22 protein-coding genes are annotated in these 25,663 nt (G+C 62.9%); 6 read left to right on the plus strand and 16 right to left on the minus strand.

The annotated features are described in order from the left end of the window. Nucleotides 1-37 precede the first annotated feature (37 nt). Genes LB568_RS05015 through LB568_RS05025 form a run of 3 tightly spaced genes read left to right on the plus strand, consistent with a single transcriptional unit; the run spans nt 38 to nt 2,773 of the window. Nucleotides 38-898: an ABC transporter permease gene (locus LB568_RS05015; RefSeq protein WP_224729428.1), complete on the plus strand. Its 861-nt coding sequence runs from the start codon at nt 38-40 to the stop codon at nt 896-898. Between the two features lies 1 nt (nt 899). Next, nucleotides 900-1,700 (plus strand): ABC transporter permease, encoded by an 801-nt coding sequence (locus tag LB568_RS05020; RefSeq protein ID WP_013897022.1) that lies wholly within the window; start codon nt 900-902, stop codon nt 1,698-1,700. Continuing rightward, nucleotides 1,697-2,773, plus strand: a complete 1,077-nt coding sequence (locus LB568_RS05025; RefSeq protein ID WP_224729429.1) for an ABC transporter ATP-binding protein — start codon at nt 1,697-1,699, stop codon at nt 2,771-2,773. Before LB568_RS05020 ends, LB568_RS05025 begins: the two co-directional genes overlap by 4 nt. A gap of 183 nt (nt 2,774-2,956) precedes the next feature. Here LB568_RS05025 and LB568_RS05030 read toward each other — a convergent pair whose 3' ends face one another. Beyond that, the gene (locus tag LB568_RS05030) at nt 2,957-5,026 is read right to left on the minus strand and encodes an FAD-dependent oxidoreductase (RefSeq protein WP_224729430.1); all 2,070 of its coding nucleotides are present in this window, start codon (nt 5,024-5,026) and stop codon (nt 2,957-2,959) included. Between the two features lie 280 nt (nt 5,027-5,306). On the opposite strand from LB568_RS05030, the gene argE reads away from it, so the two are divergent. Further along, on the plus strand, nt 5,307-6,470 hold the full coding sequence (gene argE, locus LB568_RS05035) for an acetylornithine deacetylase (RefSeq protein ID WP_224729431.1): 1,164 nt from the start codon (nt 5,307-5,309) through the stop codon (nt 6,468-6,470). 10 nt (nt 6,471-6,480) lie between these two features. Here the strand turns inward: argE and LB568_RS05040 are convergent, their stop codons facing one another. From LB568_RS05040 to LB568_RS05085, 10 genes are all read right to left on the minus strand, one after another. After that, nucleotides 6,481-7,416: a LysR family transcriptional regulator gene (locus tag LB568_RS05040; RefSeq protein WP_140572887.1), complete on the minus strand. Its 936-nt coding sequence runs from the start codon at nt 7,414-7,416 to the stop codon at nt 6,481-6,483. Nucleotides 7,417-7,465: 49 nt separating this feature from the next. Next, on the minus strand, nt 7,466-8,956 hold the full coding sequence (locus LB568_RS05045) for an aldehyde dehydrogenase (RefSeq protein ID WP_224729432.1): 1,491 nt from the start codon (nt 8,954-8,956) through the stop codon (nt 7,466-7,468). 26 nt (nt 8,957-8,982) lie between these two features. Then, on the minus strand, nt 8,983-9,657 hold the full coding sequence (locus LB568_RS05050; protein WP_224729433.1) for a DUF1028 domain-containing protein: 675 nt from the start codon (nt 9,655-9,657) through the stop codon (nt 8,983-8,985). A gap of 5 nt (nt 9,658-9,662) precedes the next feature. After that, nucleotides 9,663-10,103, minus strand: coding sequence for a RidA family protein (locus LB568_RS05055; protein WP_224729434.1), 441 nt, complete (start codon nt 10,101-10,103; stop codon nt 9,663-9,665). 44 nt (nt 10,104-10,147) lie between these two features. Then, nucleotides 10,148-11,422, minus strand: a complete 1,275-nt coding sequence (locus LB568_RS05060) for a flavin-containing monooxygenase (protein ID WP_224729435.1) — start codon at nt 11,420-11,422, stop codon at nt 10,148-10,150. Between the two features lie 141 nt (nt 11,423-11,563). Continuing rightward, nucleotides 11,564-13,168 carry a GMC family oxidoreductase gene (locus LB568_RS05065; RefSeq protein WP_224729436.1) on the minus strand — a complete coding sequence of 535 codons (1,605 nt, stop codon included), beginning with the start codon at nt 13,166-13,168 and terminating at the stop codon, nt 11,564-11,566. Between the two features lie 95 nt (nt 13,169-13,263). Beyond that, complete coding sequence (locus LB568_RS05070; protein ID WP_224729437.1) at nt 13,264-14,067, minus strand: ABC transporter ATP-binding protein; 804 nt, start codon at nt 14,065-14,067, stop codon at nt 13,264-13,266. Nucleotides 14,068-14,076: 9 nt separating this feature from the next. Continuing rightward, entirely contained in the window at nt 14,077-14,889 is an 813-nt protein-coding gene (locus LB568_RS05075) for an ABC transporter permease (RefSeq protein ID WP_224729438.1), read from the minus strand. A 169-nt stretch (nt 14,890-15,058) separates the two neighbouring features. Further along, nucleotides 15,059-16,048 carry an ABC transporter substrate-binding protein gene (locus tag LB568_RS05080; protein ID WP_224729439.1) on the minus strand — a complete coding sequence of 330 codons (990 nt, stop codon included), beginning with the start codon at nt 16,046-16,048 and terminating at the stop codon, nt 15,059-15,061. Nucleotides 16,049-16,420: 372 nt separating this feature from the next. After that, a complete protein-coding gene (locus LB568_RS05085; RefSeq protein ID WP_224729440.1) occupies nt 16,421-17,950 on the minus strand; it encodes an MDR family MFS transporter in 1,530 nt (509 codons plus the stop codon). 147 nt (nt 17,951-18,097) lie between these two features. Here LB568_RS05085 and LB568_RS05090 point away from each other — a divergent pair, with 147 nt between their 5' ends. Then, on the plus strand, nt 18,098-18,748 hold the full coding sequence (locus LB568_RS05090; RefSeq protein ID WP_224729441.1) for a MarR family winged helix-turn-helix transcriptional regulator: 651 nt from the start codon (nt 18,098-18,100) through the stop codon (nt 18,746-18,748). Between the two features lie 79 nt (nt 18,749-18,827). On the opposite strand, the gene LB568_RS05095 is transcribed toward LB568_RS05090, so the two are convergent. The 4 genes from LB568_RS05095 to LB568_RS05110 form a co-directional block, all read right to left on the minus strand. Next, complete coding sequence (locus LB568_RS05095) at nt 18,828-19,664, minus strand: N-acyl homoserine lactonase family protein (protein ID WP_224729442.1); 837 nt, start codon at nt 19,662-19,664, stop codon at nt 18,828-18,830. Nucleotides 19,665-19,674: 10 nt separating this feature from the next. Further along, entirely contained in the window at nt 19,675-20,670 is a 996-nt protein-coding gene (locus LB568_RS05100) for an ABC transporter permease (RefSeq protein ID WP_224729443.1), read from the minus strand. Nucleotides 20,671-20,686: 16 nt separating this feature from the next. Continuing rightward, nucleotides 20,687-22,198, minus strand: coding sequence for a sugar ABC transporter ATP-binding protein (locus LB568_RS05105; RefSeq protein ID WP_224729444.1), 1,512 nt, complete (start codon nt 22,196-22,198; stop codon nt 20,687-20,689). Between the two features lie 61 nt (nt 22,199-22,259). After that, on the minus strand, nt 22,260-23,285 hold the full coding sequence (locus tag LB568_RS05110) for a sugar ABC transporter substrate-binding protein (protein WP_224729445.1): 1,026 nt from the start codon (nt 23,283-23,285) through the stop codon (nt 22,260-22,262). A gap of 95 nt (nt 23,286-23,380) precedes the next feature. Between LB568_RS05110 and LB568_RS05115 the strand changes: the two genes are divergently transcribed. Then, entirely contained in the window at nt 23,381-24,394 is a 1,014-nt protein-coding gene (locus LB568_RS05115) for a LacI family DNA-binding transcriptional regulator (RefSeq protein WP_140572900.1), read from the plus strand. Between the two features lie 68 nt (nt 24,395-24,462). Here the strand turns inward: LB568_RS05115 and LB568_RS05120 are convergent, their stop codons facing one another. Further along, nucleotides 24,463-25,608, minus strand: a complete 1,146-nt coding sequence (locus LB568_RS05120; protein WP_181180414.1) for an ROK family transcriptional regulator — start codon at nt 25,606-25,608, stop codon at nt 24,463-24,465. Nucleotides 25,609-25,663 lie beyond the last annotated feature (55 nt).

Raw genomic sequence — 25,663 nt, forward strand, 5'->3', positions numbered from 1 at the left:
CGAGACGGCGTCTCGTCCCCACAGCCGGATCGCTGCCATGTCGGTCGAAACACGCCAGAGCCTACCAACATTTCGGATGCCGGCAGGCTTCGGTGGCCTTTTGCCGGCGCTGGTGCTGATCGCGCTGTTCTTCGTCGTGCCGGTGCTGGCCCTGCTTTTGCGCAGCATCACCGAACCCGAGCCCGGCCTGCAGAACTACGCGACGCTGCTCGGTGACGGAACCTATGCGCGGGTGTTCTTCAACACCTTCCTGGTTGCCGCGGTGGTCACCGCCGTCACCGTGCTGGTCGCCTTCCCGGTGGCCTGGATGCTGGCGATCATGCCATCGGGTCTGGCCTCGATCGTCTTCGGCATCATCATCCTGTCGATGTGGACCAATCTCCTGACCCGCACCTATGCCTGGATGGTGCTGCTGCAGCGCACCGGTGTCATCAACCGGGCGCTGCTCGCCATCGGCGTCATCGACCAGCCGCTGCCGCTCATCAACAACCTGACCGGCGTCACCATCGGCATGGTCTACATCATGCTGCCGTTCATGATCCTGCCGCTGGTCGGCACGCTGCGGGCGATCGATCCGATGACGCTGCGGGCGGCGGCACTGTGCGGCGCAAGCCCCTTCCAGGCATTCCGCCGCATCCTGCTGCCGCTGTCGCTGCCCGGCATCGCGGCCGGCGGCCTGATGGTCTTCGTCATGTCGCTTGGCTACTTCGTCACCCCGGCACTGCTCGGCGGCACGTCGAACATGATGCTGGCCGAAATGATCGCGCAGATGATCCAGTCGCTGCTCAATTGGGGGCTCGGCAGCGCCGCCGCCTTCATCCTGCTGGTCGTCACCATGGCGCTGTACGCGTTGCAGCTGCGCCTTGTCGGCGCCAGGCGCATGAGCGGAGGCATCTGAGATGCTGCTCGACTACGAGCGCCTGGGATGGCTGAAAATCGCCCTGCTCGGCTTCACCGCGCTGGTCGCCGGCTTTCTCCTGCTGCCGGTGGTCTTCATCGTGCTGCTCTCCTTCGGCTCGTCGCGCTGGCTTGCCTTTCCGCCGCCCGGCTGGACACTCAAATGGTATCAGGAGCTTTTTGCCGACCCGGCCTGGCTCGACGCGGCGCTGACCAGCGCCAAGATCGCCACCATGACGGCGATCCTGGCAGTGGTGATCGGCCTGCTCGCCTCCTTCGCCCTGGTTCGCGGCCAGTTCCACGGACGCGAGATCCTGCGCGGCCTGCTGCTGACGCCGATGGTGCTGCCGGTGGTCGTCTTCGCCATCGCCATCTACGCCTTCTTCCTGCGCCTTGGCCTCGGCGGCACCACGATCGGCTTCGTCATCGCCCACACCGTGCTGGCCTTGCCTTTCGCCATCATCCCGATCGCCACCGCGCTTGAGGGCTTCGACAAGTCGATCGAGGACGCGGCAATCGTCTGCGGCGCGAGTCCCTTCGAGGCCAAGCTTCGGATCACCTTGCCGTCCATTCGCATCGGCATCTTCTCCGCGGCGATCTTTGCCTTCCTCGCCTCGTGGGACGAAGTCGTTGTGGCGATCTTCATGGCCAGCCCCAGCCTGCAGACCTTGCCGGTCAAGATCTGGGGCAGCTTGCGGTCGGATTTGAGCCCGGTGATCGCCGCCGCCTCCAGCCTGCTTGTCGGCCTGACGCTCGCCCTGATGGTGGTGACGGCGTTGCTGCAGCGAAAGTTCCGGACATGACCCAGCCCTTCCTTTCCATCCGCGGCCTGCGCAAGGCATTCGGCGCGATCACCGCCGTGCATGACGTCACGCTCGACATTCCAAAGGGCGAGTTCCTGACCTTCCTCGGCCCTTCGGGTTCGGGGAAGTCGACGACGCTCTATGCGATCGCCGGCTTCCAGGATCCGAGCTCCGGCGACGTCCGGCTGGAAGGCAAATCCTTGCTGGCGATACCCTCGCACAAGCGCAACATCGGCATGGTCTTCCAGCGCTACACGTTGTTTCCGCATCTGAGCGTGGCGGAGAACGTCGCCTTTCCGCTTCGCGTGCGCCGCCGGCCGGAGGCGGAGGTGAAAAAGAAGGTCGCCGACATGCTGGCCCTGGTGCGGCTGGAAAGTTTCGCTGCGCGCTTGCCCGGCGCGCTGTCGGGCGGCCAGCAGCAGCGCGTAGCACTGGCCCGGGCGCTGGCTTACGATCCGCCGATCCTTTTGATGGACGAGCCCTTGTCGGCGCTCGACAAGAAGCTGCGCGAAGAAATCCAGGCCGAGATCCGCCGCATCCATCGCGAAACCGGCGTCACCATCCTTTATGTCACCCACGACCAGGAAGAGGCGCTGCACCTGTCGGACCGCATCGCCCTGTTCAGGGACGGCCGCATCGAACAGACAGGCACCGGCGAGGATCTCTATCTGAGACCCGCGACCGATTTCGTCGCCGGCTTCATCGGCAATTCGAATTTCCTTGCCGCCGAACATCTCGGCACCAGCAATGGCACGGCAACGATCCGACTGGCGGACGGTTCGGTCGTTTCCGGGATCAAGGTCAACGGTACTTTCGGCAAAGGCCAGAAGGCCCGGCTGATGATCCGACCGGAAGCCTTTTGCATGGAGCGGAGCCCGACGAGCGCGGAACTCACCGTCGACGTGGTCGATACCGCTTTCTATGGCGAGCGCCGGCGCATCGTCGCGCAGACCGCCGACGGACAGAAGGTCGATATCAGACCGACCTCCGCCGCCATGCAATCGCGGGATGTGTCGCCATCGAGCCGGCAGGTCTTTTTCGACCCGGAGGCCGCGTTCCTGTTTCCCGCCTGAGCTTTCCAAAAGTGGCTCGGGATAACCCCAGGCTACGGCAACGCGTCCCGCAAGATCATTCTCGCCGCCTTCTCCGCGATCATGATGACCGGCGAATTGGTATTGCTAGAGACGATAGCCGATCGGGATATCGATCAGCCGCCGGCAAAGGGTCGTTTGCGGAACCCATATTTTCAGGTCGCCCTATTCCGCCGCGAGGGCCGTCACTTCCCGCCGGAATGGCAGCGCATCGCCAATATCGGCTTCGTCCAGCTCGCGGGCGAAACGGTGGCCGGCGTAAGTTGCCCAGGCGATCGGACCCGGTGCCTCGGCATCGCCGATGACCTTGATCGAGCGGATGCCGCTACGCGCCCACTCGTCGCGCCGTGTCTTCAGCTCGTGCCAGACCCCATCGTCTTGTTGGCGCGATGTCACCAGCACCACCGCATCCGCAGCGATATCGTGTCGGGAACCCGTATAGGCACAGGCGGTGACAACACCGCCCGATACAATGCGCGTCACGACCCGGTTCAGCACGATATCGACGCCAAGCTCGGCCAGCCGACGATGGATGGCGCCCTGCTCCAGCGTGTTGCGTGTCCAGTCGGACACATAGGCGGATGGCGTCACCAGCGTCACCTTCGCGCCCTGGCGCGCCATGAGCTCGGCCAAAACGCCGCCCATGTAATAGTGGTCGTCGTCGAACAGCACGATGCTGCCGGTCGGCACGGTGCCGCCCATCAAGTCGTCCGGCGTGTAGACCGGCATCGCCGGGTCCGCTGGCATCGGTACGAGATGCGCACGCGCCACACCGTCGCGGCGCCATGTCGAGCCGGTGGCGATGGCGATGTTCTGAAAGCCGAAGGCCAGGATGTCCTCGGCGGACAACCGGCTCTCGAAATAGATGTCGACGTTGGGCATCTGGCTGAGCTGGTACTGGCGATAGTCGCGCACACGCCCCCAGGCCGAGAGGCCAGGCAAGCGGCACTCGCGGGCGACACGGCCGCCAAGTTCGGTGCCGGCCTCGGCGATGGCGACCTGATAGCCGCGCTGGCCGAGCGCGCGAGCGGCCTCCAGCCCGGCGGGACCGGCGCCGACGATTAGCACGCTCTCGCTGTCGCCCTTGGCCTGCATGCGCTCGGGATGCCAGCCCTTGCGCCATTCCTCCATGAAGGTGGGGTTTTGCGTGCAGCGCGAGATCGACATGGTCATGTCGCCGGTGATGCAGATGTTGCAGCCGATGCATTCGCGGATGTCCTCGATGCGCCCCTCCTCCACCTTCTTCGGCAGAAAGGGATCGGCGATCGACGGGCGGGCGCAGCCGATGAAATCGAGCGTGCCGGACCTGATCATCCTGACCATGACATCCGGCGACGTGAAGCGGCCGACGCCCACGACCGGCTTCGAAGTCAGCTTCTTGATGCCGGACACCAGGCTTTCCTGCGCGGCCTCCTCCTTGAACCGCGACGGCCCCGAACAGTCCTCCCAGGCGCCATGGGCCAAGTCCCAGAGGTCGGGCAGGTCGGCGTGCATCTCGATCAGATCGCGCACCTCCGAATTGGCAAAGCCGAGCTCGCCGATCATCTCGTCCAGCGACAAACGCAGCGTCAGGCCGCAGGTGTCGCCAATGGCGTCGCGCCCTTCCTCGATCAGCTCGCGCATCAGCCGCGAGCGGTTTTCCAGCGAGCCGCCATATTCATCGTTGCGCTGGTTGGTGGCGGTGGACAGGAAGTGCTGGATGATGCCGAAGCCGTGCGCGCCGTAGAGGCACACCAGGTCGAAACCCGCCTGCCTGGCACGTCTGAAGGCATTGCGATGCCAGCGGCGCAGGTCGCGTATATCCTGCCTGTCCATGGCGCGCGCCTGAACCGGATCGTTGGTGAAAGTCCGGATGGGCAAGGCCGACGGTCCGCGCGGCACCTCCTTGGTGTAGAGGTTCGGACCGTTGATGCCCGAATAGGCGAGCTGTATGCCTGCCAGCGCGCCATGCTGGTGCATGGCCTTGGCCATCTTGGCAAGCGCCGGAATATCGGCGTCGTCCCATAGCCTGAGCTCGATGAAGGGCGTGATCTCCGAGGTGTGATGCATCTCGGTCTGCTCGGTGAAAATGACGCCCCAGCCGCCTTCCGACTTGATCCGGCGCATCTCGGCCGCGGCCGAAGGATCGCGATAGCCACCGCCATTGCAGTGCGGGACCTGGTAAAAACGGTTCTTGGCGGTGACCGGCCCGATCTTCACAGGTTCGAACAGAATGTCGTAGCGTGGATCGCGCATGGTGCTTCCCTCCTGCCAACGTCACATCGCGGCGTGCGCGGTGATGGTTTCAAACCTTGGCGCGAGCCGGTCCGCCCGGCGGGTAGATGTCGTGAAACTACTCATAAGTTGCGGCGCGTGCCGGAAAACTACAGATTTCTTCTGTGCCGATTAGGACGCGCCTAATCCGCCTCCGCCGCCTGGGTTAGCATCCAGTGAATCCCGGCTGAGCCAAATGCGACTTCAAGGGCATGGTCGCGCGATGCTAGATAGCGCGCACGGCCAACGAGACGTGAGACGCATGGACAGCATCCAAATCCTTGAAAGGTTGATTGCCTTTCCGACCGTCAGCCGTGACTCGAACCTCGACCTCATCGCCTATGTGACCGACCTGCTGGCGGCACATGGCATTATCTGTCAGATCATCCGCAGCCCCGATGGCCACAAGGCGAACCTCTTCGCCACCATCGGGCCGACCGACGCTCCCGGCATCATGCTGTCGGGTCATACCGACGTCGTTCCTGTCGAGGGACAGAACTGGACGCTGCCGGCCTTCGAGATGAGTGAGCGCGACGGCAAGCTTTACGGGCGCGGGACGGCCGACATGAAGGGCTTTGTGGCCTGCGCGCTTGCGGCGTGCCTCAAGGCCTCGAAAATGACCCTGCGAACACCTTTGCATCTGGCGCTTTCCTACGACGAGGAGATCGGCTGTATCGGCGTGCACAGCCTGATCGATATGCTGGCGACTGCGCCGCAACGGCCATTGCTGTGCATCGTCGGCGAGCCAACGGGCATGCAGGTGGCGACCGGGCACAAGGGCAAGCTCGCGGCACGCGCCATCTGCAGGGGGCGCGAGGGCCATTCGGCTCTGGCCCCCTTGGCGCTCAACGCCATCCATCTCGGCTGCGACTTCGTCTCCGCCGTGCGCCGGGAACAGGACCGGCTGGCGCGCGATGGCACGCGCGACGGCGACTATGACATTCCCTACACGACCGTCCACGTTGGCAGGATGAATGCCGGCGTGGCGCTGAACATCGTGCCAAATCTCTGCCAACTCGACTTCGAGATCCGCAACGTCGCGGCCGACAACCCCCAGGAGATCCTCGACGGCCTGCGCAAGGAGGCCTCACGTATCGCAGCCGAAGCCTCGGCCATCGCCCCCGAGGCAGCAATCGACATCGACATCACCAATACCTATCCTGGCCTGGATACGCCTGCCAATTCGCAGGCCGTCGCTTTCGTCAAATCGCTGACCGGCGCCAACAACACCATCAAGGTCGCCTTCGGCACCGAAGGCGGCCTGTTCAGCCGCGACCTCGGTATGCCGACGGTCGTGTGTGGACCAGGATCGATGGCGCAAGGGCACAAGCCCGACGAATTCGTCAGCGCCGAACAGATGCGCCGCTGCGACGACATGCTGGAAAAATTGCTGGAGCAGCTTTCCGCACCAATTCAGATTGCGTGATTGAAGGCCGCTATTCGATGACCCGCCCACTGCCGAAGACACCCTGTTCGACCACGAAACGGCGGCAATGATCAATGAATGCCTGCACCGTCTGTGTGCGGTGCTCGGCGTTGGGCAATGCGATCCCCATGGTAAGAGGCCGCAAATCCCCCTCCAGGGGCACGAAGACCAACGGCTTGCCGTCAGGCGCCAGCGTGTTCAGCGGCCGCATGTTGGCGATGCCATAGCCGAAACCGTTCGCAACCATCGAACGCATCACCGCGATGTCGCCGGTGCGTTCGGCAATGTTCGGCCGGATTCCCCGCGAATGAAAAGCCGAAAGGAAATATTCGCGGCTATACGGCAGGTCGAGCAGCACCATCGGTTCGTCGGCCAGTTCTTCCGTCGTGATGGAAGGCTTGCCGGCGAAGCGGTGTCCCTGCGGCAGCATGACATAGGCCGGCACGAGCATCAGCGGTTCGAAAGTCGTGTCCTGCGACAGTTCGAGATCGTAGGTCAGCGCCGCGTCGATTTCGCCTCGCTGCAACATTTCAAGCAACTGACCCTGGTTGCGTTCGAACTGCCTGAACCGCACCTCGGGATAGGCGCGCTCGAACTTGGCGCGCAGCGTCGGCATGACGATCTGCGCGAAGGTCAGCAGGCATCCGATCGCCAGCGGTCCGCGCACTTTTTCGGCGATATCGCCGGCGATATCGTGCAGAGCGTCGGCGTCGGCAAGCAGCTTGGCGGCCTCCTTCAGGAAAACGCGCCCGCCTGCCGTGAGCGACAGTCCATGCGAATGCTTGCGAACAAAAAGCTGGACACCGAATTCGGCCTCTAGCTGCGCGATGGAAGCCGAGATCGAAGGCGGCGAAACATTGACCTGTTCGGCCGCCTTGGTGATGGAGCCAGCCTCGCCGACGGCGACGAAATATTCCAGCTGTCGGAGCGTGAAGCGTAGCGGCATGGCTGGCTATGTTGCCGGTTTGGGTGCTTCGATCAAGCCTTGGCACCCATCAGTATTTGATCCACGTCGTTTTCAGCGCGGTGTACTTGTCGAGCGCGTGCAGCGACAGGTCGCGGCCGAAGCCGGATTGCTTGACGCCGCCGAACGGTGTCATCGGGCTCAGCGCATCGACGGTATTGACGGAAACCGTGCCTGCGCGGAGCCGACTGGCGACACGGTGCGCGCGTGACAAGCTGTCGGTCCACACCGACGCGGCCAGCCCATACGGGCTGTCATTGGCAATATTGATGGCCTCCTCTTCGTGGTCGAAAGCGATGACCGAAAGCACCGGCCCGAATATCTCATCGCGCGCAATCTGGTCGTCATGGGCAACGTTGTCGAAGATGGTGGGCTGTATGAAGCTGCCGCGACCATTGACCGTGACCCGATCGCCGCCGGCAACCAGGCGCGCGGTCTTCTTGCCGGCCTCGATGAACCGCATGACGTTGACCGCGTGGCTGATATCGACCATGGCGCCCATTTTCGAGGCCGGGTCGAGCGGATCGCCAGGCTGGGTGGCCGCCGCGCGCTCAGCCAGTTTTTCCACGAGGACATCCTTGATGGAGCGTTCCACGAGCAGGCGCGAGTTGGCCGAACAGACCTCGCCCTGGTTGAAGAAGATGCCGAACGCCGCCATATCGGCTGCCGCATCGAGATCGCCGCAATCGGCGAAGACAAGGTTAGGGCTCTTGCCGCCGGTTTCCAGCCAGACCTGCTTCATGTTCGATTGACCAGAATACTGCAGGAACATCTTGCCGACCGCGGTCGATCCGGTGAAGGCGAGGCAATCCACATCCATGTGGCGGCCGAGCGCCTGTCCGGCCGTCTCGCCAAGGCCGGGCACGACATTGAGCACACCGGCAGGCAGGCCCGCTTCCATCGCCAATTCCGCCAGCCGCAGGGCCGACAGAGGCGACTGCTCGGCGGGTTTGAGCACCACCGAATTGCCGGCCGCCAGCGCCGGCGCGCACTTCCAGGTCGCCATGTCGAGCGGGAAATTCCACGGCACCACGGCGCCGACCACGCCGAGCGGCTCGCGCCGCACCAGCACCAGATCGTTGCCGCCGGTCGGCGCCACTTCGTCGTAGATCTTGTCGATGGCCTCGCCATACCACTGGAAGATCGCCGCCGAACCCGGGACGTCGACAGAGGCGGCATCCCTGACGAGTTTACCCATGTCGAGCGACTCGAGCAGTGCCAACTCCTGCAGGTTTTCGCGCAGCAGCCGCGCCAGCCGCAGCAACACCTCCTTGCGGTGTGCCGGGCTGGTGCGTGACCAGACGCCGGCCTCGAAGCTGCGCCGTGCCGCGGCAACAGCCAGATCGACATCTTCCTCGCCGCACGACGCCACCTCGGCCAGCGTTTCGCCGGTGGCCGGATTGATGCTGGCGAAGGTGTGGCCCGAACGCGCGGCAACCGTCTTGCCGTCGATGAACGCCTTGTCGCGAAAACGGAGCGCGGACGCTTTGCTGATCCAGTCCTTGTGACTGAGCTCGCTCATCCGGATGGCCTCCCCCTGTATGCTGGCTACTCGTCGCCGGGCACGCCGTAGCTCGGCGCGTCGGACGGATTGATCGCGCGGGTCACATAGGCATCGAGCTGCGGCTTGTAGCGATCCCACAGGGCCGCCAGTTCCTCGATCGGGCAGCCGTCGCTCCAGTCGCAGCGCAGGTCCGCGACGGGCCACGCGACCTCGCGCACCAGCTTCATTCCGGCGGAATGGACCGGACCCGCCTCGCCACCCGCCTTCAGCGCGGCGCGCATGGTCGCGATCAGGCGGTCGCCCAGATGCCCTTCAGAGGCCAGGAAGGCTTCGACCATGGCTTGCGGCACGCCGTCATGGGCCAGCATGTTGCCGCCGCAGGCGACGTTGTCGGCATGCGCTTGCGCCCAGATGCCGAGCGCCCTGGGTCCGGAATGAATAGCGGTGGTCCCGGCGGCATCGACCGCCAGCACCTGCCGATATTCGGCATAGGCGCCGGTGCGCTTCAGGATGGCGACCGCCTCGGAGGCCGAAGCGCCGCGCGCCAGCAATTCGAGCCCCCTTGTGCCGAGCGTCGGATCGGTGACGTTCTGGCTGGCAATGGCGCCGACGCCTGCTTGCGCATAGGCGCAGCGCGCTGCGACCGCCGGCGAGGAGGACGACACCGCGACACCGAACATGCCGGTGCGGCTGCATCGAGCGACAATGGAAAAGGTCATGACCGTCAGTCCGGGATGATGGCGGTGCCACCATCCGGAATTACGGCGGTCCCGTCGATCTCGACCAGCCAGTCCGGCCGCGCCAAGGCCTGCACGACGAGGCCGGTCGAAACGGGATGCACGCCTTTGATATACTCGCCCATGGTACGGTAGACGGCCTCGCGATGACGCACGTCGGTGATGTAGACCACCACCTTGACCAGATGCTCCATGGTGCCGCCGCACTCTTCGATGAGCTGCCTGATGTTCTGCATCACCTTGTGGGTTTGCTCGGCCGGATCGTGGCTGCCGATATTCTTGGCCGTGTCGAGATCCTGCGGGCACTGGCCACGCAGATAGATCGTCCGGCCGCCCCGCGTGACGACCGCCTGGCACAGATCATTGTCGAGTTTCTGCTCGGGATAGGTGTCTTTCGTGTTGAACTTGCGGATTCTCGTATGCGCCATCCTGGTCTCCATCAGATCGGGCTCGTGGCTGTTGTCAGCGTCGGTCAGGCGTCAACTGTCTCGCGCTGCGCGGCAGCGTGATAGGCCAGATATTTGCGCTGCGTCGAAATGCGGTCCGCGACATGCTTGGCATCATGCCAGACGCCCCAGATGAAACTCGACCCTCTTCGCGACTGCCAAGGCAAACCCAGAAAGTAGATCCCGGGCTCGGTCGAGACGCCGCGCTGATGCCTTGGCCGGCCCTTCTCGTCAAAAGCATCGACCTTCAACCAGCTGTAATCGACGGCAAAGCCTGTCGCCCAGATGATCGCCGCTATCCCGGCGCCAGCCAGGTCCAGTTCGCCGATCGGGTTGGTCAAGCAGTCGGGATCCGGGTCGATCCGACGGGCCGTTGGCTCCTCCGGAAGGTCGAGACCGTTGCGCTCGACATAGGCATCGGCCTCGTCAAGCAGTGACATCAGGCTGGCGTCGCCACGGGCAATGTTCTTCGCCAGATCGGGCGCGAAGGTCAGCACACCGTCCCGATATGTCTTCGTCATGCCGACCAGCATGAGCCCCTGCGCGGCCAACCGCCGGAAATCAATCGTTTCGCCGCCACGCGCGCCGCTCACCGCAATCGTGACATGTTCCGTGCCAGGCCCTGGAGTTTCAAGATCCCATTTGCCGAGAACACCGAGCCACCAGCAGAAATCACGCCCGCGATAGGCGCGCGGCGGGCGGTCGTGCGGGCCGACCGAGAGATAGACGCGCCGCCCCGAGCGCTGTAGCTCATCGGCGATCTGGACACCTGAGGAGCCCGCCCCGACCACCAGCACCGCGCCCTTCGGCAACTGTCCGGGGTTGCGGTAGGCGCTGGAATGAAACTGCGGAATGCCGGTATCACCGGGGACAAGGGCGGGGATGACGGGAACCTGGAAAGGTCCCGTCGCCGCGACGATGCTGTTGGCTTCGACCACCCCATCCGACGTCTCGACGCGGAACCCCGGTCGACCGACATTTCTTTGCGCGAGCTTGACCTCTACGCCACAGCGGATCGGCGCATTGATCTTCCTCGCATAGGCTGCGAAATAGTCCGCAACCTCCTCCTTGGAGGGAAAGCCGTCGGGACCCGTCACCGGAAATTCCATGCCCGGGAACCGATCATGCCAAGCCGGGCCATTGGCAACGAGCGAGTCCCATCGCTGCGAACGCCAGCGCTCGGCGATCCGGCCACGCTCGAGGACCAGATGCGGCACCGCGCATTTGCTCAAATGCTCGCTCATAGCCACCCCCGCCTGGCCACCACCGACGACAAGCGTGTCTATTTTTTCCACCGACATTTCTGCGCCCTTTCCCCCCAAGAGTTTCTGCGGATGCGAGGAGGTCAGATCGGTGGTGTACTGGAGGGGCTGGATAGCGAAAATTACGATTTCACGTGGCAGTGGTTAGCTTGTCCCTAAATGCCAGGAAAAACGGGAGCGCTACGACAACATCGCCGTTGCAGCTTTTTCGCCGATCATCATGGACGGCGCATTGGTGTTGCCGCCGATCAGCGTTGGCATGATCGAGGCATCGGCCACCCGCAGGTTGTCGAAGCCGTGCACCTTGAGGCCGGCGGGATCGACCACCGCCATGGCGTCGTTGCCCATCTTTGCCGTGCCGACGGGATGATAGACGGTCAGCGCCTCGGCACGCAGATAGGCGAGGATCTCATCGTCGGTGACGACATTCGGTCCCGGCAGGATTTCCCCTCCTCGAATATCGCCAAAGACCGGCGAAGCCAGGATCGAGCGCGCCAGCTTGATGCCTTCGACAAGGGTCAGAGCATCTTGCCCGTCGCTGAAGAAGCGATGATCTATCAGCACGTTGCGGCGGGTTCCGTCGCGCTCCAGCGTGATTTCGCCGACGCTTCCGGGTCTTAGCACGCATGTGTGCACCGCATAGCCGTGGCCATATTCGACGAGCCGGCCGCGATGGCTGCGGTAGCCGGGGACAAAATGGAATTGGACGTCCGGAACGCTGCCGGCGTATTTCGTCTTCGCGAAGCCACCGGCCTCGACATAGTTGGTCGTCAGCATGCCCTTGCGCCGGGCGAAATACTGAAAAGGCGCCGCCAGCATCGCCGGCAGGTTGGCGAGCGACAGGCCGAGTGTCCTGGTGCTGTTCGACCGCACGGTGATCATGCCGTCGATATGATCGCGCAGGTTCTTGCCGACGCCGGGCACGTTTGCGACCGGCTCTATCCCCGCCGCCTTCAGCTCCTCGGCCGGGCCGATGCCGGAAGCAAGCAGGATGCGCGGCGATCCGATCGCGCCGGCGCTCAAGACCAACTCGGCGCGGCACACCAGCCGTTGAGTTGCTCCATGCCTGATCACATTGACGCCGGTGACGCGCCCGTGATCAGCCGCAAGATCAAGCACCTCGACGCCCGACATGACCTGGAGGTTGGGGCGGCCGAGAACCGGCCGGACGAAGGCGGTGTAGGCCGAGAAGCGCTCACCTTTGTCCTGGGTGACATTGTAGATGCCGAGGCCGAGCTGGCTGTCGCCGTTGAAGTCGCGATTTTCAGGCAGACCCACGCTTCCGCCCGCCTCTACCCACAGCCTGGAGACGATGTTGGGATCGCGCGGATCGTCGACCCGCAGTTCGCCCTCGAAGCCGTGATAGGCCGGGTTTTGCGACAGAAGGTTCCGCTCCAGTCTCTTGAAGACCGGCAGTATGTCGGCATAGGACCACCCCGCGCAGCCAAGGGCTGCCCACTCATCGTAGTCCTGCGCGGCGCCGCGAATGTAGACCATCGAGTTGATCGAACTCGATCCACCAAGAAGCTTGCCGCGGTTGACCGGTATGCGGCGGTTGTCGAGCAGCGGCTGCGGCACGCCCCTGTAGCCATAGTCGAATTTCGGATTGCCATAGAGCGAGAGAATGCCGGCCGGCACGCGCACCCGTGTGCGGTCGTCGCTGCCGCCAGCCTCGACCAGGCAGACGCGGTTTGCCGGGTTCGCGCTCAGCCTGTTGGCCAACACGCAACCGGCCGAGCCCGCGCCAATGACGATGTAGTCAAATTCCGTGGTCTCGACGCTCATGCCCTGCCCGTTTCATGCCATATCCAGAGACCGCCGATCTTGGTTTCATGCATGTCGTCTTCCCAAAACCGAGAGTTACTTTTGCGCGGCATGCATTAGTGCTCGTCCTCTTCGTCGTTCTTCAGGAGCTCGAGGATTTCCCGTTTCATGGCGATGAAGTTCGGTTCCATGACCAGATCCATGCTGCGTGGGCGCGGGAGGCCGACGCGGATTTCCCTCTTGATTTGGCCGGGCCGGCCCGACATGACGAGCACGCGGTCCGCCAGCAGGATCGCCTCGTCTATATCGTGGGTGACGAACAGGACCGTCTTCTTGGAATGATCCCAGATCCTCAGCAAAAGCTTCTGCATCGAGTGGCGGGTCTGGCTGTCGAGCGCGCCGAAGGGTTCGTCCATCAGCAGCACTTGCGGATCGTTGGCGAGCGCGCGCGCGATCGCCACGCGCTGCTTCATGCCGCCCGACAGCTGCGAGGGATAATGGTTGGCGAATTTCGCCAGGCCGACTTCATGGAGAAAATGCTCGACGATGGCCCTGCGTTCGGCCGCCGGCATGCCCTTGCGCTTCGGGCCGTATTCGACGTTCTGCGCCACGGTGAGCCAGGGGAACAGCGTATAGGCCTGAAACACCATTCCGCGATCCGGGCCCGGCTCGGTGACCGGCTTGCCGCCGACGGAGATCATGCCGCCGGTGCGTTCCTCGAGGCCGGCGACAAGATAGAGCAGGCTCGACTTGCCGCAGCCGGATGGGCCGACGATCACGCAGAACTCATTGGGCACGACATGGAACGAGATGCCGTCCAGCGCCAGCACGGCGTTGTCGCCCGTGCCGTAGCGCAGGGCCACATTGTCGATGCCGATGTCGGAGCTCTTTGGTTTCGTCGCGAGAGCAAGGGTTTCCATGCGAATTCCTCAATTGGCCCAGGGAGCGACGATGCGGCGGATGCCCCGGAACAATTGATCGGTGCAAAGGCCAAGGATGCCGATCATGGCGATGGCCATGAAGATGACGTCGACCTGGAAGCCACGCATCGCCTTGAGCGAGATGTAGCCAAGTCCGCTGCGCGCGGCGACGAGTTCGGCGACGACGAGATAGGTCCAGGCCCAGCCCATGGTGACGCGCAGCACGTCGAGCACGTTGGGAAGCGTGGCCGGAAAGACGATGTGGAAGACCGTGTCGCCGCGTTTCGTACCGAGCGTATAGGCTGCATTGACGAGGTCGCGCTGAACGCCGCGGGCGCTGTCGGCGATCATGACCAGCTGCTGGAAGAAGATACCGAAGATGATGACGGCAACGCGCTGCTCGATGCCGATCCCGATCCACAGGATGAAAAGCGGCACGAAGGACGTCACCGGCAGGTAGCGGATGAAGTTGACGAGCGGATCGAGCGCGGCCTGGACGATGCGATAGGTGCCCATCGTCAACCCAAGCGGCACCGCCACGATGCTCGAAATGACGAAACCGATCAGCACCACCTGGACACTGGCCAGGACGTGCTCCCACAAGGATCCGTCAAGCGCCATGCTGATGGTGGTGGACAAGACGGATTCGGGGCGGGGCAGGAACATTTCCTTGACCGCCCCGGAATAGGTCAAAGCGAACCAGCCGCCGATGACCGCGATCCAGACCAAAACGCTGAGCGTGATGGAGAGAGGACGCGACACAGCCCGAAAGGGCGTGGCGATGGCTTTCCAGGCGGATCGACCGGGCTGATTTCTTTCCACGCTCGTGTTCACGATATGGCTGATTGGAGACGTTGTATTCGGTGCCAGTGTCACAGGGGAACCCTTCGGGCTGGATAGACCGCAGGCGCAAGGCTAGGCCTGCGGTCCAGCGAGCTCACTTTGCAAGGCCTAGCCACGTTGCAAGGCCAGATCACTTGGCAAGGCCAGATCACTTTGCAAGGAAGGACGGATCGACGAGGTCGTCGTATTTGATGTCCATCTTGAGTTTGCCGAAGCCGCCCCACACATCGCCGCCGAGCTTGATCAGCTTGCCGGCTTCACTGCTCTCGCCGCCGGCGAAGAACTCGGCATTGCGCGCCTTGCCATAGAAGTTCACGCCCGCGGCGGAGGAGGCAAAGTCCTTCGGATCCTTCAGCCAACCGCCGACGCCCTTGGCCATCACCTCATAAGCCTTCGCAGGATTTTCCTTGATGAACTCGTTGGCCTTGTAGAGACCCTTCACCAGCGCCTCGACGTCCCCGGGGTTCTTCGTGATGTATTCGCAATTCAGCGCCACCACATCGACGATCACGCCCGGCGTCTTCGATGAATCGATCAGCACCTGTCCCTTGTTTGCCTTCTTGGCCAGCGTCAGATGCGGTTCCCAGGTGACTGCAACGGGAATGCGATCGGCCATGAAGGCGGCGGCGGCATCGTCCGCCGTCATGTTGGTGACCTTCACATCGGCCTGAGTGAGACCGGCCTGCTTGAGCAGGATGTTGAACCAGAACTGCGATACCGAACCTTCGTTCAGCCCGACTTCCATGCCCTTGAGATCGGCGACGCTCTTGACCTCGGTGGGTGCCAGGACGCCATCGCCGCCATGGCTGTCATCCAGGGCATAGACCGATTTGAAGCAGACGTCCTTCGAACGGTATTTCATGATTTCGTCTATGGTCGAGGCGCTGCCGTCGAGTTCGCCGGCGGCGACGGCCGCCATGTACAGCGATGCTTCCTCGATGATTTCGAGCGAGACATCGAGGCCCCCCTCCTTGAAGTAGCCCATGTCACGCGCAAGGAAGAGCGGGCCGTATCCGACCCAGGTTGTCATGCCCAGTTTCAAGCTGCCGGCTTCGGCGTGGAGGCTCACCGAGAGGGCGCTCAGGGCAATGCCGGCCGCAAGCGCGGCACGGCGAAACTTCGAGATCATTGTCGTCATCACGTTCCCCTTGTCTTTTTCTGAGGTCGGGCGCTGTCCGCGCCAAAACGACCCGCTTCGGACGCATCGCCGAAGGCTGCCGCCTGACGTTCTTTTTTTTTCTTTCAGCCGGCAGGTGGAGCAAAGCACGCTGTGTGCGCTGCACAAATAATGATTTTCGATAATTCTGCTTAGGCTGGGCCTAACAGACAGCCCGCCGCCACTTCGTCCTGAAGTGCAAACCGATCGATCAGGCGAAGCCGGTCGGGGTTGCGCGGCGTGATGGACAAGGCTCGCGACATCCGTGACCAGGACATCCAAGCCTCACATGCGCCAGCGCCGATGATCAAAAGGCGCTGGCGGCGATCGATCGGGGTGAGGCCTGGACGGGGCTCAACCCCGCTTGGGTATCTGGATGTCCTCGAGCAGAAGCGTCAGCGCCATGGCGACGAAGTAAAGCACTGCTACCCAGATGAACATCACGTTGAAGGCGCTCGAATAGTGGCCGAGCACCACATCGCGAACCGCGTCCGGCAGGCTCGCCGCAAGGTGTGGGCTCAGTCCGGTCAGGCCCTCCGGCAACCGAGCGGCGGCATCAGCGGGAAGCTCTGACGTCTGGCGGTTCAGGGCCCAGGTCATCACCGCTCCGTTGAGCGCCAGCCCCAGCGATGCCCCGATGGTCCGCGCCTGGGTGATCAGCGAGGTCACCGCGCCGATGTCCTGCAAGGGGGCCGCCGCCTGGATCGCCACGATCAGCACCTGGAACTGCAGGCCCATGCTGATGCCGAACAGACCCATCATCACCGCCAGCACCCAGATCGGCGTGTGCGAAGTGATGAAGATAAAACCTATCATCAGCAGGCCACCAATTCCCATCGCAACCACCGGCATCCATTTGTAGCGGCCGGTCGCTGCAATGACCCGCCCGGCCAGGATCGAGATGACCATCGAAGTCAAGGACGCCGGCAGGAACAGGAAGCCGACTTTGGCAGGGCTCAGCCCGGTCAGCGTCTGCATGTAGAGCGCGAAATAGAAGAACATGCCCAGCGTCACCGATCCGGCGACCACCGACACGCCCGAGACGATGCGGACCGTCGAGTTGCCGAACAGCCGCAAGGGCACGATCGGCTCCTGCGCCCGCCGCTCGACCATGATGAACGAGGCGATTGCCGCCAGCGCGAGAACCGGCAGTACGAAGGTGAGCACGTCCGGCCCGGCCGGGTCCAGGACGTGATAACCCCAATAGACGATGGCTGTGGTGCCGATGGCCAGCAGCAGGCCGCCGAGATAGTCGATACGGTGCTTCTTCTCGTTGAAGCGGCCGCGCATGGCGAACGCCAGGACCGCCAGCACGACGATGCCGATCGGCAGGTTGACCAGGAACACCCAGCGCCAGCCGAACAGGCTGATGATATAGCCGCCGGCCAACGGGCCAAGGACCGACGACAGCGCGAACACCGCCGAACTGTAGCCCTGATACTTTGCGCGGTCGCGCGGACTGAACAATTCGCCAATCATGGCAAAGGCGGAGACCATCAGGCCGCCGCCACCGATGCCCTGCAGGACGCGTGCGGCGATCAGGCTCTCCATCGACCATGCGGTGCCGCAGACCAGCGATCCCAGCAGGAAAAGAGTGATTGCCGTCAGCACCACGTTCTTGCGGCCATACATGTCGCCGAGCTTGCCGTAGAACGGCGCGACGGCGGCGGTCGAGAGCAGATAGGCGGCGCCGACCCAGCCGAACAGATGCAGGTTGCCCAATTCGCCGGCGATGGTGGGCAAGGCCGTGACCACGATCTGCATGTCGATGGTGGCCATGAACATGGCGATCAGAGCGCCGAAATAGACGATCAATGTCGTGAGATCGGGTCTGGCTCCGGCCTCTACGGGCGATGCCTCCGGAAGGGTCGAGTCGAGAGTCATTGATATCTCCGTAGACAGGGTATCCGTAGACTGGGGTTTCTCCAGCTGGGCGCGGTCTATGTGCTGGTGGCATATATATGTCAACATCAAATATATGCTTTTGGCATATAATTGACATCCGCACATATTTTTGCTAGCGCGCTGGATATGAGCATCAAAAATACCGGATCAGGCAATCCGGACCGATCTTCCGCCCTGTGTCAAATACATGGCGATCAGGACCTCGCGGATCTGGCGCGCAGCAGTGGCCTCTCCGAAGCAGCAGCCGGGGCCGTCGCCACCATCGATGCAGTGATGACCAAGGTGCGCCGCTCGATCCAGCGCCGGGACTTCGGTCGTTTGATCCTGGCCCGCATCGATCCTTCGCTGGAAGTGAGCCATCTCGATGCAATTATCGCGCTCAGCGCGGTCGTCAACGGCACCTCGCAGGACGAGGTGACGGTCGGCATCATCGCCGAGCGCCTGGGGATCGACCCCTCACGCGCCAGCCGCATCTCCGCCGATCTCGTCGAGCGCGGCTACGCCTTCCGTGTCGCATCGCAATTCGACGCCCGGCGCATTTGCCTCAAACTCACCGCCAGGAGCGAACGTCTCGTGACGGCGGTGCGTCGGACCAAATGGCGGATTTTCGCTGGCTCACTGGCGCAATGGGATGAGCAGGACCTGGTGACGTTCGCTCTCCTGTTCGAACGCTTCGCGGATTGGGCCATGGACGAAGCTGGAATGAGCAAGGCGGCCGATGCCGTCAAGCAGGCGATGGACGAGACGGAACCAGTGAAACCGCCGGGAGAGAAATAGACGCCAGCGCGTTCGATCGCACCCAGGTTAAATCTCGACCATCGGACGGCTTGTGCGCGGCTGCCTGGCAGTGATGTTGCTAAGCCGCCTTGACGATGCGGAATCCTTCAACCTCCTTGACCACCGGCAAGCCCTTCCAGCGCTCGGAATCGTGAAGAATGATCAGCCGTTCAAGGTTGCCGCCGATCTCGGTATTGATGCGGTCGATGGTCTTGAGCTGCTCCCACACGCTGCCGACGGCATTGTTGAGCGGCTGATAGACGCCGTCGTGCTTGTGGCCGGTGAGCTGGCGGGACGAGTAGACGCAATCACCGGAAAGTACGATGCGGCCGCGCGACGTCTCCACGATGACGAACTGCTGGCCCATCGTGTGGCCCTGCCCCAGCCTCACATGGATGCCTGGCAGAAGATCGTCGCGGTCACCGTCGACCAGCGTCAACCGGTGTTCCACCGAGGCGTCGAAGGCAGCGCGCAGATCATCGGGATCGATGATGGTGGTGAGGAAGCCGTATTGCGGCGGCAGCGCCATCGCCTCGTGCCAGGACAGCAACTCCTGCTTCTGAATATAGAGGCGGGCTTTGGGAAACTGATCGATGGAGCCCATGTGATCGAAATGCGCATGGCTGACGATGATGTCGGTGATGTCGTCCGGCGCCAGCCCCAGTTCGGCAAGCATGCGAACCGGGGAAATCCACCAGGGTATGCCGAACTTGTCGGAGAAATTCGGGCCGGTTTCGTCCTTCATGAAACCGGTGTCGACCAGCACGTTACGGTCGCCGCGCCGCGCCAGAATAAAGGAAAAGGGCAGGTCCGTGGGGCCGTCATCGTACATCCCGTTGACCAGATCGACCCATGGCTGGTTCTTCGATCGCGCGAACTCGATGACATAGATCTGCCAATGCTCGGCCTGAGCCATGTGATCCTCCTCAACTTTCCGCAAGTGAGCGGCCAAGGCTGGAAAGCCCGACCGCGATGATCAAAATGGCGCCCTGGAACACGTATTGGGAAAAGGTCGGGGCGCCGAAAATGTTGAGGCCGTTGAAGCCGAAAGCGATGATCAGGGCGCCGACCAATGTCCCGAGGACATGGAACTCGCCGTCGCGCAAAGTCGCCGAACCGAGAAATACCGCCGCGAACGCAGTCAGCAGATAGGAATCGGCCGCGCTGGTCGTACCGCTGCCCAGCCGCGACGCCAGGAGAATGCCGGTGAGGGAGGCACACATGCCGGAAATGACGAAACCAAGCGTCTTGATGCGATCGACATTGATACCGGCAAGGCGTGCCGCGGCGGGGTTGCCGCCGACCGCCTGAATCTCCTGGCCGATGGAGGTGCGTTCGACCAGCACCCACAAGATGCCCAGCACAAAGACCATGACGACGATGTTGTTGGGGATGCCGAAGAGCCAGCGGCCGAGCGAAAGCTGCAGGAAGGCCTCCGGTACGCCCGCAACGATGGGTACCCCGGCGGAGTAGGCGAAGGCGAGGCCCGTGATGATGGTCCCGACGCCCAGCGTCGCGATCACCGAATTGACTTTCATCTTGGTGACGATGAAGCCGTTGACCAGGCCGATCAGCGCGCCAAGGGCGAGCACGATGAAAATGGCCACAGGGATCGGCAGCTTGTCATGGACGATGAAGCCGGTGACGAGAATGCCGTGCAGGCTGGCGGCAAAGCCGATCGACAGGTCGAGCTCGCCGACGACGACCGCCAATGTCAGGCCGCCGGCGATGATCATGGCTAGCGAGGCCTGATTGAGGACGTTGGTGAAGTTGCCCAAGGTCGAGAATGCCTTCGGCGACAGGATCGAAAAGGCAACGATCATTGCCAGCAAGCCGAGGATGGTCGCATAGCGCGCGAAAACTCCGAGCGCAGCCTTGGTTCGTGGGGTCAGGCGCCTGTTATACGTCGAGACATCGCTCATGTGATCATCTCCTCGGTCAATGGCTCCGCTCACCATAGCTTGCCTCGACAATAGCGGAGCGCGACATCGACGTGCCGCTCAGTTCGCGAACGACAAGGCCTTCCGCCATCACCAGCACGCGATCGCAAAGGTCCGGCAGTTCATCGGGTTCGGACGAGATGACGAGAACCGCCATGCCGGCCGCGGCCAGGTCGCGGATTTGACGGTGGATCTCCGCGCGTGCGCCGATATCGACCCCGCGGGTCGGTTCATCGAGAATGAGGATGTGCGGCGCGCGCTGCAGCCAGCGGCCGATAACCACTTTCTGCTGGTTGCCGCCGCTTAGCCGGCCAACAGGGGTGTCCATGCCTGCCGTCTTGATCGCCAGCAGCTTCATCGTCTCGCGGGCGAGCGAGGACTGCGATTTTCGGTTGAGAAGCGGCATCCTGCGACCGAGCACAAGCTTGTCCAAATTGACCAGACCAAGATTGAAGGCGACGCTCTTCGACAGGAAAAGCCCTTCCGTACGTCGCTCTTCCGGCACCAGGCCGAGCCCGGCGGCAACCGCCGCTCGTGGCGTTTTCGGCGCGAAAGGTTTGCCTTTGAGCGTCATGCTGCCCGCGTCGGCGCGATCGGCACCATAGATCAGCCGCACCAATTCGCTGCGTCCGGCACCGACCAGGCCGCCTATGCCCAGAACTTCGCCCTGGCGAAGTTCGAAACTTACGCCACGCACCTTGGGCAAGCGTGTCAGGTTCTGGACGCGCAGAACAACCTCATGGTTCTGCGGCGCATATTCAGGCCTGCTATCGTTGCCGACATGGGCGGAGCCCACGATCGCCTCGACCAGCGCCTTCCTGGTCAATCCGGCACGGGCGAATTCGGCGACGGAATTGCCGTCGCGCAGCACCGACACCCGATCGCAGAGTTTCAGGATCTCATCCAGGCGGTGCGAGACGTAAAGCACGGCGACGCCGGAGGCGGCGAGATCCTTGATGTTCACGAAGAGCTTCTCGCTCTCGGCGGCGGAGAGCGAGGCTGTCGGCTCGTCCATGACGATGAGCCGCGACTTGCGGACCAGCGCGCGGCAGATATTGATCAACCAGTTCTCGGCTGTCGACAGCCCTTTCACATTTGCGTTGAGCGAGGCGGTGATGCCGACGCGCCTCGCGATGGGCTCGACGTCGCGGGCGATGGCCGCCCAATCGGTCAAGCCGAAGCGCGATCGTTTTGGCACGCCGAGCATGATGTTCTGGAGAACAGTCATGCCCGGAACGAAAGCCAGTTCCTGGTGAATGAAGCTCATGCCGAATTCCGTGGCGCGGTGCGCGGTCTCGATGCCGACGGTTTGCCCGTCGACCTCGATCGAGCCCCGATCCGGGTGGTTGAGGCCGGCAAGGATCCTGATCATTGTCGACTTGCCCGCGCCATTGGCGCCGACCAGCCCGTGAACCTCCCCCGCGACAATGTCGAGGGAGGCGTTTCGCAACGCTTGGGCGCCGCCGAAGGCTTTGCTAATGTTGCGCACGACAAGAAATGGAGGCGCCATGGGCACCGCCATCTCCATTGCTGCATCTCCTGGTACCCTATCGGTCAAAAGCTGGCTGCGCCTACTGGATCGCGTCGGGATGCTTGGTCAGAAAATCCGCCACCGTATCCTTGGTCACCAGCACCGCCGGCACTTCGGCGGCCTTGGGAGCCCAGTTCTTTCCGGCGGCGGTGATCTCCTCAATCATCTTCGCCATGTTATAGCCTTCGGTGTAGCTGTCTTGCCATGCCGTTGCGGTCATGAAGCCGTTCTTGATATTTTCAAGCGCCTGGGCATTTCCGTTGATGCCGTACACCATCACATCGGTGCGGTTCTGGGCACGCAGCGAGCCGATCGCGCCGATCGCCGGATCATCCCAGCAGCCCCAGATCGCCAGGTTCTCGGCGCCCGCAGGATGCGAGGCGAGCCATGCGTTGGCGTACTGCGCGCCGTCTTCAAAGTAGCCGGGAATGCGCACTTCGTTTTTGGTCACCTTGATGTCGGGGTATTTGGCGACCATTTCATCCATGACCTGCTCGCGGTTCCGGCAAACCTCACCCGTGTGATAGGTGAGGGCAAGGATGGAACCCTTGCCGTTCATGTTCTTGAGCATCAGGTCCACGACCGGGATCGCCATCGGACCGCCCGAGCCGTTGGTGGCGGCAACGGTGCCGCCCAGCCCGCCGCCCCAGGTGACGACAGGAATGCTCGCGGAACCGGCCGCGGCAAGCCCGGCGCCGATCGATGAGAACGGGAACACCATGTCCACAATGGCATGCGCGCCCAGCTGGGCGAAGTTCTGGATGGCTGCGTTGGCCTGGTCTGCATTGCCCGCCGCATCGACTACGGTGACCTTCCAGCCGAGTTCGTCGGCCGCTTTGGTTGCGCCCTGGATATAGCGGACATTGTTGGCTTCCGTGGCGCTGATCGACACGATACCGAGCAGCGGCTTGTCGGCCGCGCTGGCCTGCGCGCCGGACAATGCCAGGGCCACGGCGCAAACGCCGAACGTCAGGTTTTTCATGGCTCTCTCTCCCTTGTGAGGTTGGGCGCGCACCTTCAGATTCAAAGCTGATGACTGCCTAACCGTTTCGGCAGATTTTCTCATCTTCGGCAGCTTCGCAAGAAAATTCGTGCAAAGAAGCACAAAATAGGCGAGAGATTCGCGTTAAGGTTCAGCTAAACGATTAGCTAAGAGGGCAGATGGCCACTATAAAAGACGTCGCAAGGGCTGCCGGTGTGTCGACGGCGACGGTATCCGCGGTCGTCAACGACACCGCCTATGTGAGTCCGGAATTGCGTGCTCGCGTGCTCGCCGCGGTGCGCGATCTTCGCTATGCGCCTTCCTTGGTGGCGCGGAATTTGCGCAGCGGCCGCAGCCAGCTGATCGCGCTTGCCGTGGCGGATCTGGCAAACCCGTTCTATGCCCGCATCGTCACCGCGGCCGAGGCGGCGGTCGCCGCCTGGGGCTACTCGCTTGTGTTGTTCAACAGCGATGAAAAGCCCGACATCGAAAGACGCATTCTTTCGCGCATTCGAACACTGGGGTGCGATGGATCGGTGGTCGTTCCGGTGGGACCCGAAAGCCATTACCAGCGGCGGGATTTCGAGGGCATGCCGGTGGTCCTGCTCGGGCGTTCTATCGGCGACGCTGGCGTCGACACAGTCACCATCGACAATCTGTCGGCCGGCAAGCAGGCGACCAACTACCTGCTGGACCTTGGCCACCGCCACATCGGTTCGATCACCGGGCCCATGCAATTGACGACGGGCAGCGGCCGGCTGCAAGGCATGCTCGAAGCGATGGCGGCGCGCGGACTTGCCCCGAAAACCGGGCATGTCCGTTCCGGCGAGTTCCGTGAAGACACCGCCTATTCGGTCGCGCGCGATCTGCTCGGACAGCCGGACCGGCCAACCGCCCTCTACGTCGCCAATGGCGTCATGGCCATCGGCGTCATGCGGGCCGTTGCCGATCTCGGGCTGCGCTGCCCCGAGGACGTTTCGATCGCCTCGACCGACACGGTGGCAGGAGCAGGCGGGCTAAAGCCGCGCCTTACCCGTACCGAGCATCCGGTTACCGACATGACCAATGAGGCACTGCGCATGCTGGTCGACCGCATCGAAGGCAAGGTAGCCCAACCTGCCCGCAACGTGGTTTTCCAGCCAGCGCTGGTGGTTGGAGAAAGCTGCTCGCCACTCAAGCTGCCAACGCATTGATCGGAGCCGGAACAATTCCGATGCCGACAGCCAGCGGATTGTCTCCCGCCGATGACTGATCCCGACGATCAGCCGAGCGACAGCTCCTTCGTCTGATGTCTCAGCACAAGGCCAACCGCGCCCAGCAATGCATCGTTCTGGGTGTGCTTGCCAACAGTGATCCGCGTGCGCAGGGCCGGAGCGATATCGCGGGACTTGATGAGCGTGTGGCGTTCATAGGACGCGATCAGCGGCGTCAGCAGAATGTCACCCGCCAAAGCCATGTGGCCGCCGATGATTATGAGCGGCGGATTGAGCACCGATCCGATCAAGCCGAGCCCCCGGCCGGCGATCTCGGCGGTATCCTCGATCATCCGCAAGGCCCTGATGTCGCCCTGCTCGGCCATCGTGATGACATCGTCCATGGTGACCTGCCGCCGCACGATACGCGAAATCTGTTCGAGTGGCCGGGCAAAACTCGCATAGAGTTCCAGGCATCCGCGATTGCCGCATCGGCAAAGATCGCCGCCGGGATCGATGCTGATGTGCCCGAATTCGCCGGCGCCACCGGCGATGCCCGTCACCAGCCGGCCATGCTGGACAATGGCCCCGCCGACGCCCAGGTCGATCTTGAACAGCACGAAATCATCTTGGCCGATGGCCGCACCCCACATCAGCTCCGCAATGGCCGAGCAGTTGCTTTCATTGTCGGCGAAGATCGGCCGCTCCAGGACCGGCCCGAACACATCTCGTATGTTGACGCCGGCCCATGTTGGAACGATGCTCGCGCGCAGCACCACTCCATCGCGGCTGACAGGGCCGGACACGGAAACCCCAACTCCCAGGAGCCCCGCCGCCGCCAGACCGTTTTCCTCGTAAGATTGGGCAATTGCCGATTTGGCCATCTGGGCCGCCTGTTGCGGCTGGTAGTCCAGAGCCATGGGGATAGTTTGTTCGGCAATGACGGAATGCGAGACATCGGCAACGATGAGCCGCATCTCTTGAAGACCCAAGTGAATTCCGACGCAGGTGCCCGCTGTCGGATTGAGCGTCAGGGCCGCAGCTGGCCTGCCGATACCTCTGATCCCATCGCGGCTGGTCGGAGCCTCGATCACCATTCCCGACTTTCTCAAGCCATTGAGCGCGGTTGAGACAGTAGAGCGCGCCAGACCGGTGACGTGTGTGATCTGCGACGCGGAGAGTACGCCGCGCTCACTCAAGCACCGCACGATCATGCTCTCCGGCGACGCGGACGGCCTGCCGATCAGCCAGGTCCTAAGCGAAGGTTTT

Source organism: Mesorhizobium sp. B263B2A (assembly GCF_020165775.1).
Lineage (GTDB): Bacteria > Pseudomonadota > Alphaproteobacteria > Rhizobiales > Rhizobiaceae > Mesorhizobium > Mesorhizobium opportunistum.